We start from the raw sequence: 16,075 nt of genomic DNA, 5'->3' as shown, positions 1-16,075 counted from the left end.
ATCGACCTTCTTGATGACTGATTCAGAACAAAGCAAATTGATTATATCGGGCGCTACTGCGCTTGAGGAGATGCCGTATGAGGCTCTGGAGGAGGGCGATACGGCTGTCGAGGTGGAGTTGCGGCAGGTAGCTGTCCCGGTCGAAAGCCATGGCAGCCGTTTAGACCGTGCTTTGGCCGTCATTGTGCCCGAGTTCTCGCGCACATATCTTCAGCAGTTGATCGACTCCGGCATGGTGAGACTCCGGGGCTCTACGGTCACCAAAACATCCACGAAGGTCAGAGCTGGTGATGAGCTCGCCATTGAGTTGCGCCCAACGCCGCAAAGCCAGGCATTCAGGCCTGAAGCCATGGCACTGGACATCGTGTTCGAGGACGCTTACCTGATGGTGGTCAACAAACCGGCAGGGCTGGTTGTGCATCCGGCGCCCGGCAACTGGAGCGGGACCTTGTTGAATGGCTTGCTGGCGCATGATCCGCAGGCCGTCTTCCTGCCGCGCGCCGGCATTGTTCACCGCCTTGATAAAGACACCAGCGGTTTGATGGTGGTCGCCCGGCAGCGGACGGTGATGGACCAGTTGGTCGGCCTGATCGCCGCCCGCGACGTGAGCCGGGAATATGTCGCACTGGCCCACGGTGCCTGGCTGGGCGGAAAAACCCGGCAGGTAGAAGCTCCCATTGGGCGGGATCCACGCAACCGTTTGCGAATGGCCGTGGTGGACCTCGACAGGAACGCCGGGAAGCCGGCCTCCACCGTGGTATCGCTGTCCCAAAGCACCGGTAAGCACTGCCTGGTCAGATGCAAGCTGCACACTGGTCGCACGCACCAAATCCGGGTCCATATGGCCTTCATTGGCCATCCCCTGGTATCCGACGAGTTGTATGGGGGGGCTCCTGCGGCTGGACTTGGCCGTCAGGCGCTGCATGCTTGCCGACTGGCATTCGAGCATCCGGTGACCGGCAAAGTGATGGAGTTCCGGTCAGACCCTCCGGGCGACCTTCAGGCCGCCATTGCCGGTTTGGGCCTGATATACAATCAAATCCAGTAGTTTTCAGCTACCTGCACCATGGCATCCTGATCAGGAGATTGCGTATTGGGTGCCCTGCGCGCCAAGCGCCGAACCCACGTTTTCCCGGCCTTTTTTTCCGCTTTTTTTCGGAACGACCACAATCATGAATACGACGGATGCAAAACGCGTCCTCGAAACAGCACTTATTTGCGCGCAGCAACCATTGCCCCTGCGCGAAATGGGAGTTCTGTTTAACGGGGTATTGACTGCGGACAGCCTCAAGCTGGTACTTGAGGAGTTGCAAAGCGATTGGTCTGGCCGTGGCGTGGAACTTGTTCACGTGGCGACGGGATGGCGTTTTCAAAGCAGGCCGCAGATGCGTGAATATCTGGACCGGCTGCACCCCGAAAAACCCCCGCGCTATAGCCGTGCCACACTGGAAACCTTGGCCATCATTGCTTATCGTCAGCCGGTGACGCGCGGTGACATGGAGGACATCCGGGGGGTCACGATCAACAGCATGATCCTCAAGCAGCTCGAAGACCGGGGGTGGGTGGAAGTGATCGGCCATCGGGAAACTGTCGGCCGCCCGGCACTTTACGCCACCACCCGGCAGTTTCTTGACGACCTTGGGGTCGAGTCGCTGGACCAGCTTCCCGTGATGGACAGCAGCCCGAATCAGCTTCCGATGCTCGAGCAGATAGAGTTTGGCATCTCTGAACTTGCGGGCAAGCCGGAGGTGGGTACGGATGGTACCGCTGTTGAGCGGCTGGAACCTGCCGCGCCGGAGCCCGAGTCAGGCACGGCTGAAGAGCCTGAGATTGGTGAGATCGCCGAAGCGCCAACTCTGTACACGCAACCACAGGTCGCTGACGACAATGACACCGGGCCTCTTGAGAGCGATGAGACCGGTGGCGATGAGCCCACCCGAATGTAAATCATGACCCAACAAGACCCTCCTGCTTCCGAATCTGCGGACACACCTCGTGAGCCGCAGGACAAGGTGCTCATAGAGGAGCAAGCCGTGCAAGATTTGCCGGAAGCAATAGCACCCTCCGAGTCCGGCCCCGCGCAAGCCATCCGTGCTCCAGCGCCGCGGCCTTCAGCCGGCCGCAACGCCCCAGCCCCACCCCCAGGTGCCATCCGGTTTGAGGATGTCGTGACAGGGCAATTCGATGCTGATGAGGAAGACGTTGCGTTGGCGCTGCCCAAGCGAGTGCTCGCGCCCCAGCCCGAAACCCCCAAGCTGCACAAAGTGCTTGCCCAGGCGGGACTGGGTTCACGGCTGGAGATGGAGCAACTGATTCTGGAAGGGCGAATCTCGGTCAACGCCGAGCCTGCCCACATAGGACAACGCATCCAGTTTGGCGATACGGTCAAAGTCAATGGCAAGCCAATCCGGGTGCGTATCGACCCGCCGCCGCCGAGGGTGATTGCCTATCACAAGCCCACCGGAGAGGTGGTCACGCATGATGACCCGCAAAACCGTCCGACCGTTTTTCGTCGTTTACCCAAGCTATTCCAGGGAAAATGGCAATCGGTCGGTCGCCTCGACTTGAACACGGAGGGCCTTCTGCTGCTGACCAGTTCGGGTGAATTGGCAAACAAGCTGATGCATCCGCGTTTCGGCCTGGAGCGTGAGTACGCTGTTCGTGTGCTCGGTGCGCTAAATAACGAAGAGAAAAAACGCCTGCTCGAAGGTGTGAACCTGGATGACGGCATGGCCCAGTTCAGCTCCATTGAGGCCGGAGGGGGAGAAGGCGCCAACTGCTGGTACAAGGTCACAATTTCCGAGGGGCGTAACCGTGAGGTCAGACGGATGTTTGAGGCAGTGGGGCACGCTGTCAGCCGCCTTATTCGCATCCGCTATGGGGCCATGGTTCTTCCGCGCGGCCTTAAGCGTGGCGCGTTTGTCGAGCTTGATGAGCGCGATATTTGGGCCCTGACAAACGCTTTGACACGTTCCGAATCCCGCGCAGTGCCGGGAGGGCCACAGGGAGCCAGCACCCATGGAGAGGGGCTTGAGCAACCGAGGCGGGGGCCGCGCAGAAACGAACGGCAGCGCGGGGACCGCGGACGGCCGTCAGCGCCAAACGGCGAAGCATCTCAAGCGCCGGTACAAGGCGGATCGGGGGACGATCAGGATACTCATGATCCACATGAGTTGCAACCGCCGCTGAATCTCAACGATTCTGCACCCCGTGGAAACCGACGCCGCGGTGGCAAGGGGCGTAACCAGGGCGGCAATCCCGGCGTTGGCTTCCGGACTGGCCAGCCGCAAGGCAACGGCAATGGGGTACAGGGACAAAAACGGCGGGATGACCGTGGTGACAAAGCTGCCGGAGGAGCGCAGCCCGATCCGATGAAAACCTCATTTGGTTATATCGGCGCAGACACTTTTACCCGGCAGCGACAGGGGCAAGGCCAGCAGCGTCGCGGGGGCGGTGGTACGGGCGGAAACGGTACCGGTGGACCGCGCCGCGGCGGTGCCGGTGGTGGAAACCGCGGGGGCGGCAATCGCGGCGGTGGGAGCCGCGGCGGAAATCGATGACCCCTCAGAGGCACCTCTAACCGCAAGGTTGATTTGAGCCAATACGCCTACAGGTTAAAATCATGGGCTTTATTCAAATTTTTGAATAATTTACGACTCCAAAAAATTTAAGGTAAGGAAATCTCATGGCAATCGAGCGCACTCTCTCCATCATCAAACCCGACGCCGTGGCGAAAAACGTCATTGGGCAGATCTATGCGCGTTTTGAAGCTGCTGGCTTGAAGATTGTGGCAGCCAGGATGGCACACTTGTCGCAAGGCGAGGCTGAGGCTTTTTATGCGGTTCACAAAGAGCGCCCATTCTTCAAAGACCTGGTTTCCTTCATGATTTCCGGTCCCGTCATGATCCAGGCGCTGGAAGGCGAGGGCGCCATCCTGAAAAACCGTGATCTGATGGGAGCGACCGATCCGAAGAAGGCTGCCGCCGGCACCATTCGTGCGGATTTCGCCGACAGCATTGATGCCAATGCCGTCCACGGTTCGGATGCTGCTGAAACGGCCAAGGCGGAAATTGCTTTCTTCTTTCCCGGCATGAACGTTTACTCGCGTTAACTATGTCTCGCCCCATGCTTTGCTACACCCAACCAGGGCCGTCGCTTGCTTGGGGCAGTTCAGTCGGTTCTCTACTGCGATGACTGCCAACCTTCTTGACTACGATCTGGATGGTTTGGCCGCCTTTTGTGGGCAGCTTGGTGAAAAACGCTTTCGGGCCACGCAGCTTTTCCGCTGGATTCACCAAAAAGGGGTTGCAGATTTCGGGCAAATGACGGATTTGGCAAAATCCCTGCGCGACAAGCTGGCAGGATCAGCCCAGGTCGTAAGCCCCACAGTGGTTTCCCGCCACGATTCCGCCGATGGCACCATCAAATGGTTATTTGATGTCGGTGCAGGCGATATCATTGAAACTGTTTTTATTCCAGAAGCTGACCGAGGAACATTGTGCATTTCCTCGCAGGCCGGCTGTGCTGTTGGTTGCCGGTTTTGCTCTACGGGTCACCAGGGTTTCAGCCGTAATCTGACCACGGGAGAGATCGTTTCCCAGCTATGGTTTGCCGAGCATTTCCTGCGGCAGCAACTGAACAGGGATGAACGGGTGATTTCCAACGTCGTCATGATGGGCATGGGGGAGCCCCTGCAGAACTACTCGCAGCTTCTGCCAGCCCTGAAGGTCATGCTTGATGACCACGGTTATGGCCTTTCACGTCGACGGGTGACGGTATCAACATCGGGTGTGGTACCCATGATTGATCGCTTGGCCGGGGACTGCCCGGTCGCTTTGGCTGTATCGCTGCATGCACCGGAAGACGGGCTGCGAGACAACCTTGTGCCCTTGAATAAAAAATACCCTATAGCTGAACTGCTTGCGGCTTGTACCCGCTATCAGTCATCGGCACCCCGTGACTTCATCACGTTTGAGTATTGCATGCTCGATGGTGTGAACGACCAGCCAGAGCATGCGCGTCAGCTCGTATCGCTGGTTCGGGCCCAGGCGGCGCAAGGGCTCTCCTGCAAATTCAACCTGATTCCCTTTAATCCATTTCCGGCTTCGGGGTTGAAGCGTTCCGACATGCCGCAGGTGATGGCATTTGCGAAAATCCTGATGGATGCGGGTATTGTGACAACCGTCAGAAAAACCCGGGGGGACGATATTGATGCGGCCTGCGGGCAACTGGCTGGCGATGTACAGGACCGCACGGGTGTGGATCAGCGCATGGCGGCACAGCGGCAAGGTATGCTCGGGGGAATCAAGGTCGTAGTGGCCAAAGGGATGGGTACATGAGATTTCGCGCCAATATGATCTGGGTGCCGGCCTGCTGGCTGGCAGTGTTGCTCACAGGGTGTGCCCATCAGGCTGGAACTCCAGGGGCCTCGGGTAACCGCACTGACATTGTCACGGAATCAGACGAGCCCGATCAGCGGCGGCGAGCGCGTCTTCGGCTTGAATTGGCTTCAGGCTACTTCGAGCAGGGGCAAACCAATGTGGCGCTTGACGAAATCAAGCAATCGCTGACCACGGATCCGACTTTTGCGGAGGCCTACAACCTGCGCGGACTGGTCTACATGCGTCTTAACGACATTCCTCTGGCGGAGGATAGTTTTCGCAGGGCACTTGCGTTGAATCCCCGCGATGCGGATGTTGCGCATAACTATGGATGGCTGATGTGCCAGCAGGGACGCTATAACGAGTCTTCTCGGTTCTTTGCCCAGGCCGTGGCGAACCCAACATACGCAGGCAAGGCCAAAACACTGATGGCGCAGGGGGTTTGTCAGGTTCGTGCTGGACAGCATGCAGAAGCCGAGCAAAGCCTCCTGCAGTCTTATGAATTGGACGCAGGAAATCCTGTGACTGGTTACAACCTGGCTAATCTTTTGAACGATCGTGGCGATCTAACTCGGGCACAGTTTTACATACGACGGCTGAACAACAGTGATTTTGCAAATGCTGAAACCCTGTGGCTAGGCATCAAAATCGAGCGAAAATTAAACAACCGGGAGACGGTACGGCAGCTCGGTGATCAGCTTAAAAAGCGTTTTGCGCAGTCCCGGGAGGCTGCTGCTTATGACAAAGGGGCGTTCAATGAGTGACGCTAACGTTAGTGCACCGGCTGGGGAGGCTACATCCGGAATGGCTGCGTCTGGCGTTGACCGGGGTGCCGACTTTGAGCCCACGGCCGGCACATTGCTTCGCGAGGCAAGAGAGGCTGCAGGCATACATATCGCGGCGCTCGCAGTATCTTTGAAAGTTCCTGTAAAAAAACTTGAAGCGCTGGAGCTGGATCGCTTTGACTTGCTGCCGGACGCTGTTTTTGTTCGGGCACTGGCTTCCAGCGTATGCCGTAGCCTCAAACTGGATGCGGCCCCTGTGCTGGAACGCTTGCCTCAAACCAGCGCCCCCAAGCTGATATACCAAGGGGCTGGCATCAATGCACCGTTTCGCTCGCCAGGGGAAGGACCCCGGCCTGCTGTGTGGACCCAGGTTTCCAAACCTGCAGTGCTGGCCGGCCTGGCATTGTTGCTTGGCGCTCTGGTACTGATTTTCCTGCCAGTCATCAAGGACGCGGCGAAGGGTCAGGGCGATAGCGAGATGCAAGCAGGCGGCGCCGGGACCGCCAAACCGCTGCCCGCAGCTGTGGCGATGTCGGGCGGAGGATTGGTAAATGACACCAAGCCTGTTTTTCCCGCAGAGCAGAGTAATGAGACTTTTTCAGGCGTCGGTGCAGCCACGGTTGCCGGCTCTCCCGCGGGCTCTGCTGGGACGGCAACTACCCCTCTACCTGCTCAGGTGGTTCAGCCTGCTCCAGTGCCAGCGGCAAGTGGTGTTGTCGCCCCTGTATTGTCAGCGGCACCGGCGGGTATCGTGACTTTTCGCGCCAGAGGCGACTCCTGGGTGGAGGTGACGGATGCCAAGGGAACGGTTGTGCTGCGCCGTACCCTGACCGCCGGAGAAGTCGCGGGCGCGTCCGGGGCGCTGCCGCTGGCCGCCGTGGTGGGTAAGGCGGATGTGACGCAAGTGCAGGTGCGCGGCCAGGCTTTTGATCTGAGCGGTGTGGCCAGGGACAATGTTGCCCGATTCGAGGTGAAATAATGTCGAAGGGTTGCCTTCCGATCGACTCCGCTTTTCCCAAAGCGCGGCGCTCCCTCCAGTCACAGGTGTCATGGGGTAGCCGTATTTTGACCGTCGGCGGTGATGCGCCGGTGCGCGTCCAATCCATGACCAATACCGACACGGTGGATGCCATTGGCACCGCGATTCAGGTCAAGGAACTGGCGTTGGCGGGTTCCGAGATGGTTCGCATCACCGTCAACACGCCAGAAGCGGCGCAGGCTGTACCGCATGTGCGTGAGCAGCTTGACCGTATGGGAATCGACGTTCCACTGATAGGGGACTTTCATTACAACGGTCATCGGCTGTTGGCGGATTACCCCGCTTGCGCGGAGGCGCTGTCCAAATACCGCATCAATCCCGGAAATGTTGGCAAGGGCGACAAACGTGACCGGCAGTTCGGCCAGATGATAGAGGTGGCCATGCGCTGGAAAAAGCCAGTGCGCATCGGTGTGAACTGGGGCAGCCTTGATCAGGAACTGCTGGCCAGCCTGATGGATGAAAACAGCGCGCGTGCAGTCCCTTGGGATGCCAGGCAGGTTATGTATGAAGCGTTGATTACCTCTGCGGTTGACTCAGCCCGGCGCGCCGAGGAAATGGGAATGCCGCGCAACCAGATCATTCTTTCCTGCAAGGTAAGTGGTGTTCAGGATCTGATTTCGGTCTATCGCGAATTGTCCCGGCGCACAGATCACGTGCTTCACCTGGGGCTGACAGAGGCCGGTATGGCCACCAAGGGCACGGTGGCGTCTGCCACGGCGTTATCGATCCTGCTGCAAGAAGGCATCGGCGATACCATTCGCGTCTCCTTAACGCCCCAACCGGGTGAGGCCCGCACCCAGGAAGTGGTTATTGCGTCGGAGATTCTCCAGGCGCTTGGTTTACGGACCTTTGTGCCCAGTGTGACGGCATGCCCAGGCTGCGGGCGCACCACCAGTACGACCTTCCAGGAACTGGCCAAGCAGATTGACGACTTTCTGCGTGCGCAGATGCCTGTCTGGCGCAAACAATATCCCGGCGTTGAAGGGCTCAAGGTCGCCGTCATGGGCTGTATCGTCAATGGACCGGGTGAGAGCAAACATGCCGACATCGGTATCAGCCTGCCCGGCTCCGGCGAGGCGCCGGCCGCACCGGTGTTCATTGATGGTGAAAAAAGACTGACCTTGCGTGGCGACAACATTGCGCAGGAATTCCAGGTCATTGTTGAAAATTACATTGAAAAACGCTTTGGCACGCATACCGTCGCTGAAGCTGCGTAACACCCATGGTTGAAAAAGCAGCTGCCGGCCCGGTAGAAAAATCCGCCGTGGCCAAAATGGAAAAACTGACAGGCGTCAAGGGGATGAACGACATCCTGCCGCCTGAGTCGGCTCGTTGGGAGTGGTTCGAAGCCAAGGTGCGCGCGTTGATGGCCCGCTATGCCTATGTCAATGTACGCACGCCGATCGTTGAGCCAACCGCGCTGTTTGTGCGCGGCCTTGGTGAGGTGACCGATATCGTCGAGAAGGAAATGTATTCCTTCGTAGATTCAATGAATGGTGACCGACTCACGTTGCGCCCTGAAGCCACCGCCGGTATTGTGCGCGCGATGATTGAGCACAACACGCTGTACAACGGCCCGATACGGGTCTGGTCGGCAGTGCCGCTGTTTCGCCATGAGCGACCACAGAAGGGGCGCTATCGCCAGTTCCATCAGATCGATGTCGAAGCCTTGGGTTTTTCAGGGCCCGATGTGGATGCCGAGCAAATTTTGATGTGCCGTGCGTTGCTGCACGACCTGGGCATTCCGATGGAGCATGTGCGGCTTGAGCTGAACAGCCTGGGTCAGCCTGGCGAGCGGATGGCACACCGTGCCGCACTGATCGCGCACTTTGAGGCGCATGCCGGCATGCTGGACGAAGATGCAAAGCGCCGGCTGCACAGTAACCCGTTGCGCATTCTCGATACAAAAAATCCTGCCATGCAGGCTGTCGTGGAGGCAGCGCCGCAGCTCATGGACTTCCTTGGCGATGCCTCGCTGGCGCACCTGAATGCGGTGCGCGGAATGCTCGATGCAGTGGGGCTTACCTATCGCATCAATCCGCGCCTTGTGCGTGGCATGGATTACTACAACCTCACCGTGTTTGAATGGGTTACCGACAAGCTTGGTTCGCAGGGTACGGTTTGCGGTGGCGGCCGTTACGACGGCCTGTTCGAGCAGCTTGGCGGCAAGCCAACGCCTGCGGTAGGCTGGGGCATGGGTGTGGAACGAATGCTGCTTCTGCTTGAAGCGGTGGGCGTGTTGCCGCCGGTGAGTGGCCCCGACGCCTACGTGATCGTTCCGTCTGCCGAGATGATGCCAACCGTAATGGCAACCTGCGAAGCCTTGCGCGCTGCTGGCATCAACGTGCAGATGCACGCCGGAACAGGCGATGGCATGGGCAGCATGAAGTCCCAGTTCAAGAAAGCTGACGGCAGCGGTGCGCGCTACGCCCTGATTTTTGGTGAAACCGAGTTCGCTCAAGGCTGTGTTGCCGTCAAACACTTGCGGGGCGAAAAAGACCAAGCCTTGCAGGCCCAGGCACTCCAGCCCTTGGGGGATGTCATGGCCTGGGCTCACGGCCTGCGCGGCTGAGCCGCCACGGCCGGCCATTTGGAGTGCTGGCCGGGCCTCTACAATCACCCCAACTCAATCCGCACCATTTCCGGGGCAGAACAAAGACTTTTATGGCAAAACATCTCGATTTGGAAGAACAGGAACAGCTTGACGAGCTCAAGCACTTCTGGAAGCAGTACGGTGACATGATCACCTGGGCCCTGATTGTGGTACTGGGCGCCTTTGCCGCATGGAACGGATACCAGTACTGGCAGCGTAACCAGGCGGCCCAGGCTTCGGTCATGTATGACGAAGTCGAGCGCGCTGTGCAGTCCGGTGACATGGCAAAAATTGACCGCTCATTGGCCGACATGAAAGATCGTTTTGGCCGGACAGCGTACGCCCAGCAGGCGGGGCTGCTCGCCGCCAAGGCTTATTACGACAAGGGCAATGTTGATGCATCGCGCGCTGCCCTGAATTGGGTCGCGGAAAAAGCCTCTGATGAGGGCTATCAGGCCATTGCCCGGTTGCGCCTTGCGGGGCTGCTGCTTGAGAAGAAGTCTTATGACGAGGCCCTGCAGCAGGTTTCGGGCCCTTTCCCGAAAGACTTCACGGCACTGGTTGCCGACCGGCGTGGCGATATTCTGGCAGCGCAGGGTAAGAAATCAGAGGCGAAAAGTGAATACGAAAAGGCTTACAAGGGGCTTGACGAGCGCTCCGAGTATCGGCGTCTGGTTGAGGTCAAGCTCAACGCGCTGGGGGTTGATCCCAACGCAGGGATAACCAAGGCCGATGCGCCATCGAATACAGAGGTGAAGAAATGATTTGTCAATCTTTTAGGCCTCTGGCCCAAGCGGTTCGTGCGCCGATAGCTATTGTTTTGATAGCAATTTTGAGTGGCTGTTCCTTTTTTGGCGGCGGTCCTGCGAAGCCGCAGCCCACAGAACTTCAGCCGGTAACAGGTCTGGTGTCTGCGCGCCAGATCTGGACCACCCGCGTGGGGCAGGTGAACTTCCCGCTTGAGATGGGAGTTTCGGGCAACACCGTGGCAGTGGCCAGCGGCGACGGCACCGTGGCTTTGCTGGACGCCCAAACCGGCCGCGACTTCTGGCGCCTTGCGCTGAATACACCCCTGGCCGCCGGTGCTGGAAACGACGGCAAGTTCGTTGCCGTGGTAACCAAGGCCAATGAAGTCATCGCGTTGCAGGATGGCAAGGAACTCTGGCGCCAAAAGCTGGGCGCCCAGGCATTTTCCGCTCCCTTCGTGGCTGGCTTGAGGGTATTTGTCCTGGCCGCAGACCGTTCGGTCACGGCCTTTGACGGACTGACGGGCCGCAAGCTCTGGGCGCAGCAGCGACCCAACGAACCTTTGGTGCTTCGCCAGTCCGGCGTCATGCTGGCGGTGGGCGATACGTTGGTCGTAGGTTTGGCCGGCCGCCTCGTGGGCCTCAACCCGTCCAACGGCAGCGTCCGTTGGGAGGCACCGATTGCCACGCCTCGCGGCATCAATGACGTGGAACGGCTCGTCGACCTGGTAGGACGCGTCAGCCGGCAGGGCGATATTGTTTGCGCGCGCGCATTCCAGGCGAGCGTTGGATGCGTCAATGCTGTGCGCGGCAACCTGCTGTGGGCCAAGCCCGCCAATGGGGTGCAGGGCATTGATGGAGACGATCGCCTGCTGTTCGGCACGGAAGCTGATGGCACTGTAAACGCCTGGCGCCGCACCGATGGTGAGCGTGCGTGGTCCACCGACCGCCTGCGCCACCGCAGCCTCACGGCTCCACTCGTCGTCGGGCGCTCCATTGCCATCGGCGACTTTTCCGGCTACGTCCACCTGCTTTCCCGCGAAGACGGCTCACTGTTCAATCGCCTGCCTACCGATGGCTCAGCCATTGCCGCAACGCCCGTGCTTGCTGGCAATACGCTGATCGCCGTGACGCAAAACGGTGGTGTTTACGGCTTCCAGCCTCAATAAGGGCCTACTGTCCTGCCAGAAACTGATTGATGAAACCTGTCATAGCGTTAGTCGGCCGCCCCAATGTGGGCAAGTCGACGCTTTTCAACCGGCTGACCAAGACGCGGGATGCGATCGTGGCCGATTTCGCCGGCCTGACGCGGGATCGTCATTACGGTAACGGAAAGCTGGGCCCCCACGAATACATCGTGATCGACACCGGCGGGTTTGAACCCGATGCGGCGTCCGGTATTTACAAGGAAATGGCCAAGCAGACCCGGCAGGCGGTCGCGGAAGCCGATGTGGTCGTCTTTGTGGTTGACGCCCGCGCCGGCATCAGTGCGCAGGACCACGATATTGCCAAATACCTGCGAAAGCTGGGCAAACCCACCATCCTGACAGCCAACAAGGCCGAGGGCATGACTGAAGGCGTGCAGCTGTCCGAGTTCTTTGAACTGGGCCTGGGCGAGATGCTGGCGGTTTCCGCCTCACACGGCCAAGGTATGCGCACGCTGGTTGACATGGCCCTGGCGCCGCTCAATTTGCCGGATCCGGACGAAGAGGCTGAGCCTCAAGATCCTTCTGTGATTCGCCTGGCCGTGGCAGGACGCCCGAACGTGGGGAAGTCCACATTGATCAACACCTGGCTGGGCGAAGAGCGCCTGGTGGCCTTTGATTTGCCCGGGACAACCCGCGACGCCATTTCCGTGCCTTTTGAGCGCGCCGGGCAAAAGTTTGAACTGATCGACACGGCAGGACTACGCCGCAAAGGCAAGGTTTTTGAGGCCATCGAGAAGTTTTCCGTCGTCAAGACCCTACAGGCCATCGAAAACGCCAACGTAGTGCTGTTGCTGCTCGACGCCACCCAAGGTGTGACCGATCAGGATGCCCACATTGCCGGCTATATCCTCGAAAGCGGGCGTTCGGTAGTGCTGGCCATCAACAAGTCGGACGCTGTGGATTCCTACCAGCGTGAGCTGCTCGAGCGCTCCATCGAGACCCGGTTGGGTTTCCTCAAATTTGCCGCCATCCACCCGATCTCGGCCATCAAACGGCAGGGCCTGGGCCCGGTCTGGAAGTCGATTGTTCAGGCACACGCATCGGCCAACCGCAAGATGTCCACACCGGTGCTGACCCGGCTGTTGCTGGAAGCCGTGCAGTTCCAGCAACCCCAGCGCTCGGGCGTTTTCCGCCCCAAGCTGCGTTATGCCCACCAGGGGGGCATGAACCCGCCCATCATCATCATCCACGGCAATTCGCTCGAGCATGTCACCGAGTCGTACAAACGCTATCTGGAAGGGCGTTTTCGCAAGGAGTTTGACCTGGTCGGCACGCCGCTGCGCATCCAGATGAAGAGCTCGCACAACCCCTTTAAGGACAAGGAAACGGCCTAGGACTACATGACCCGGCCGACGCCCTGTGGTAAGGTCAAGTTCTATTAACTTTTGAACACGGAAAATATCGTGAGCAATAACAAAGGCCAGCTCTTGCAGGACCCATTTCTCAACACCTTGCGTCGCGAGCATGTTCCTGTTTCCATTTATCTCGTCAACGGGATCAAATTGCAGGGCCAGATCGAATCCTTCGATCAATATGTGGTTCTGCTTCGCAACACTGTGACCCAAATGGTCTACAAACATGCGATTTCCACCATCGTTCCAGGTCGCGCCGTAAATTTCGCAACCAACGAGTCTGAAGAAAGCCCCGCCAGCTGAGTTCGTACGATGCTCCGGTGAGCCCGAAACCCCTGGTCCTCCTTGTAGGGGTCGATCTGGGGTTGCCAAACTTTGATGCTGATCTGCAGGAACTCGGTTTGCTCGCGCAAACAGCAGGCCTGCAGCCGGTTGCGCGCGTCACATGCAGGCGCAAGGCGCCCGACGCCGCGCTCTTCATAGGCAGCGGAAAAGCCGACGAAATCAAGCTGATGGCGCTGGACACCGGCGCCACGGAAATTCTGTTCGACCAGTCCCTCAGCCCGGCGCAGCAGCGCAACCTGGAGCGGCACCTGGACATGCCGGTCAACGACCGGACCCTGCTGATCCTTGAAATCTTTGCCCAGCGCGCGCGTAGCCACGAAGGCAAGTTGCAGGTTGAGCTGGCCCGGCTGCAATACATGTCTACACGCCTGGTGCGGCGCTGGTCCCACCTGGAGCGGCAAACCGGCGGCGCCGGTGTGCGCGGCGGCCCAGGTGAGAAGCAGATTGAGCTCGACAAACGCATGATTGGTGACGCTATCAAGCGCACCAAGGAACGCTTGCTCAAAGTCAAGAAACAGCGGCAAACGCAGCGAAAGCAGCGGGAGCGCCGCAATTCCTTCACGATTTCCCTGGTGGGTTATACCAACGCGGGAAAATCCACGCTCTTCAATGCGCTGGTCAAGGCGCGCGCCTATGCCGCCGACCAGCTGTTCGCCACGCTCGACACCACCACAAGGCAGCTTTATTTGGGTGACGCCGCGCGTTCCGTCTCGCTGTCGGACACGGTGGGCTTCATCCGCGACCTGCCGCACGGCTTGATTGATGCCTTTGCCGCAACGCTGCAGGAAGCAGCGGATGCCGACTTGCTGCTGCACGTGGTGGACGGCGCCAATCCCGACTACCTCGAGCAGATCGAGCAGGTCCAGCGCGTGCTTTCGGAGATTGGCGCGGCCGATGTGCCGCAAATACTGGTGTTCAACAAGCTGGACGCTATTGAAAAGGACAGCTTGCCCCTGCATCTGCAGGACATGTTCGAACTCAGGGACGCGTTTGAGGGCTCAAGCCGCAGCGTTGAACGGGTGTTCGTGAGTGCGCAGACAGGTGAAGGCCTGCCGCTTTTGCGGGCGCTGCTGGCTGGCTACGCGGTCAACCCGCCGGCCGACGAAATCCCCCAAACTGCCGAGGACCTTGCCTGATAGGGCGATTTCATTAGGCACAATGTCGGTGTAATGAAAAAAAGTGAGTTTGATCCCATGAATCTGAACCCCGTGCTGCAGACCTTGACGAGCTTGCCAGGCCGGCTCAAGCAACGCGCCCAAGGCATGTTCAACCTCAATGATCCGCGCTGGGGCCGGGATGACGACAAACCGTCTTCCGACGACGCCAAGCCCGAAGCTCCGCGGGAGGACAAACAACCGACCCGGCCCGCCAACCGCCCACAGGGGCAGGGGCCCAACCAGGGCCCGCCCGACCTGGACGAACTCTGGCGCGACTTCAATCGCAAGCTGGGCGGCCTTTTCGGCGGCGGCAAGAACAACCCCAACCGTGGTGGATTTGGCCGCGGCAATGGCGGTGGAAACAACGGCGGTAGTGGCGGCGGCTTTCAGCCCGATATGAAAAGTGCCGGCATTGGTGTCGGACTGATTGCCAGTGTCGCAGTGCTGATCTGGCTGGGCACCGGGTTTTTCATCGTTCAGGAAGGCCAGCAGGCCGTCATCACCCAGTTCGGAAAATACCACTCCACCGTGGGCGCGGGCTTCAACTGGCGGCTCCCGTATCCTGTGCAGCGCCACGAAATCGTTGTGGTCACGCAGATCCGTTCAGTGGACGTCGGCCGTGATGTCATCATCAAGGCAACGGGCCTGCGCGACTCGGCCATGCTGACTGAAGATGAAAACATCGTTGAAATCAAGTTTGCCGTGCAGTACCGCCTGAATGATGCGCGCGCCTATCTGTTTGAAAGCAAGGACCCCGCAGCGGCGGTGGTTCAAGCTGCCGAAACAGCCGTCCGTGAAGTGGTCGGGAAAATGAAGATGGATCTCGCCCTGGCGGAAGAGCGTGACCAGATCGGGCCACGCGTGCGCGCCCTGATGCAGACCATCCTCGATCGTTACAAGGTCGGCGTTGAAGTTGTCGGCATCAACCTTCAGCAGAGCGGTGTGCGCCCCCCCGAGCAGGTGCAGGCAGCTTTTGACGATGTCCTCAAGGCTGGCCAGGAGCGCGAACGCGCCAAGAACGAAGCCCAGGCATACGCCAACAATGTGATCCCGCGTGCCGTGGGTTCCGCGTCCCGCCTCAAGGAAGAGTCTGAAGCCTACAAAGCCAAAATCGTGGCCCAGGCACAGGGTGATGCCCAGCGTTTTCGTTCGGTGCTCACCGAATACCAGAAGGCGCCCCAGGTGACCCGCGACCGCATGTACACCGACGCCATGCAGCAGGTTTATTCCAGTGTGACCAAGGTGATGGTCGAATCCCGTCAGGGCTCCAACCTGCTATACCTGCCGCTGGACAAAATCATGCAGATGACGGCGCAGGGTGATGCTGGCAGTGCCGCAGAGCCCGCGCTGGTTCCCGGCGCAGCGTCTTCGCCGACGGTACCTGCCGCGCCGGTTTCCAGCTTGCCCCTCGATGCCCGCTCCCGCGATGCTTCCCGCACGCGCGATCGTGAAACACGCTAAGGAAGACG

15 protein-coding genes are annotated in these 16,075 nt (G+C 59.4%); all 15 read left to right on the top strand.

What is annotated here, in order from left to right:
• Positions 1 to 13: 13 nt before the first annotated feature.
• The 15 genes from AC1D11_RS15100 to hflK all read left to right on the top strand — a co-directional run bounded on the left by AC1D11_RS15100 (position 14) and on the right by hflK (position 16,067).
• Entirely contained in the window at positions 14 to 1,048 is a 1,035-nt protein-coding gene (locus tag AC1D11_RS15100) for an RluA family pseudouridine synthase (RefSeq protein WP_477649239.1), read from the top strand.
• Positions 1,049 to 1,172: 124 nt separating this feature from the next.
• A complete protein-coding gene (scpB, locus tag AC1D11_RS15095; protein WP_477649237.1) occupies positions 1,173 to 1,946 on the top strand; it encodes an SMC-Scp complex subunit ScpB in 774 nt (257 codons plus the stop codon).
• A gap of 3 nt (positions 1,947 to 1,949) precedes the next feature.
• Positions 1,950 to 3,560, top strand: coding sequence for a pseudouridine synthase (locus AC1D11_RS15090; RefSeq protein WP_477649236.1), 1,611 nt, complete (start codon positions 1,950 to 1,952; stop codon positions 3,558 to 3,560).
• Positions 3,561 to 3,685: 125 nt separating this feature from the next.
• Positions 3,686 to 4,111 carry a nucleoside-diphosphate kinase gene (gene ndk / locus AC1D11_RS15085; RefSeq protein ID WP_477649235.1) on the top strand — a complete coding sequence of 142 codons (426 nt, stop codon included), beginning with the start codon at positions 3,686 to 3,688 and terminating at the stop codon, positions 4,109 to 4,111.
• 79 nt (positions 4,112 to 4,190) lie between these two features.
• Complete coding sequence (rlmN, locus tag AC1D11_RS15080) at positions 4,191 to 5,339, top strand: dual-specificity RNA methyltransferase RlmN (RefSeq protein ID WP_477649234.1); 1,149 nt, start codon at positions 4,191 to 4,193, stop codon at positions 5,337 to 5,339.
• On the top strand, positions 5,336 to 6,145 hold the full coding sequence (gene pilW, locus AC1D11_RS15075) for a type IV pilus biogenesis/stability protein PilW (protein ID WP_477649233.1): 810 nt from the start codon (positions 5,336 to 5,338) through the stop codon (positions 6,143 to 6,145). The genes rlmN and pilW overlap by 4 nt, the downstream gene beginning before the upstream one ends.
• 94 nt (positions 6,146 to 6,239) lie before the next feature.
• Positions 6,240 to 7,145 carry a RodZ domain-containing protein gene (locus AC1D11_RS15070; protein WP_477651463.1) on the top strand — a complete coding sequence of 302 codons (906 nt, stop codon included), beginning with the start codon at positions 6,240 to 6,242 and terminating at the stop codon, positions 7,143 to 7,145.
• Positions 7,145 to 8,422: a flavodoxin-dependent (E)-4-hydroxy-3-methylbut-2-enyl-diphosphate synthase gene (gene ispG, locus AC1D11_RS15065; protein WP_477649231.1), complete on the top strand. Its 1,278-nt coding sequence runs from the start codon at positions 7,145 to 7,147 to the stop codon at positions 8,420 to 8,422. The genes AC1D11_RS15070 and ispG overlap by 1 nt, the downstream gene beginning before the upstream one ends.
• Positions 8,423 to 8,427: 5 nt before the next feature.
• Entirely contained in the window at positions 8,428 to 9,777 is a 1,350-nt protein-coding gene (gene hisS / locus AC1D11_RS15060; protein ID WP_477649230.1) for a histidine--tRNA ligase, read from the top strand.
• 92 nt (positions 9,778 to 9,869) lie between these two features.
• Positions 9,870 to 10,562 carry a YfgM family protein gene (locus AC1D11_RS15055; protein WP_477649229.1) on the top strand — a complete coding sequence of 231 codons (693 nt, stop codon included), beginning with the start codon at positions 9,870 to 9,872 and terminating at the stop codon, positions 10,560 to 10,562.
• A complete protein-coding gene (bamB, locus tag AC1D11_RS15050; protein WP_477649228.1) occupies positions 10,559 to 11,713 on the top strand; it encodes an outer membrane protein assembly factor BamB in 1,155 nt (384 codons plus the stop codon). Before AC1D11_RS15055 ends, bamB begins: the two co-directional genes overlap by 4 nt.
• 29 nt (positions 11,714 to 11,742) lie before the next feature.
• On the top strand, positions 11,743 to 13,086 hold the full coding sequence (der, locus tag AC1D11_RS15045) for a ribosome biogenesis GTPase Der (protein ID WP_477649227.1): 1,344 nt from the start codon (positions 11,743 to 11,745) through the stop codon (positions 13,084 to 13,086).
• A gap of 51 nt (positions 13,087 to 13,137) precedes the next feature.
• Entirely contained in the window at positions 13,138 to 13,407 is a 270-nt protein-coding gene (hfq, locus tag AC1D11_RS15040) for an RNA chaperone Hfq (protein WP_411883131.1), read from the top strand.
• A gap of 17 nt (positions 13,408 to 13,424) precedes the next feature.
• A complete protein-coding gene (gene hflX / locus AC1D11_RS15035; protein ID WP_457306705.1) occupies positions 13,425 to 14,585 on the top strand; it encodes a GTPase HflX in 1,161 nt (386 codons plus the stop codon).
• A 57-nt stretch (positions 14,586 to 14,642) separates the two neighbouring features.
• Positions 14,643 to 16,067, top strand: a complete 1,425-nt coding sequence (gene hflK / locus AC1D11_RS15030; RefSeq protein ID WP_477649226.1) for an FtsH protease activity modulator HflK — start codon at positions 14,643 to 14,645, stop codon at positions 16,065 to 16,067.
• Positions 16,068 to 16,075: the final 8 nt, after the last annotated feature.

This window comes from Polaromonas sp. P1_E11 (assembly GCF_056405995.1).
The sequence above is the reverse complement of the archived record's forward strand: the minus strand, read 5'-3'. Positions and strand labels throughout refer to the sequence as shown.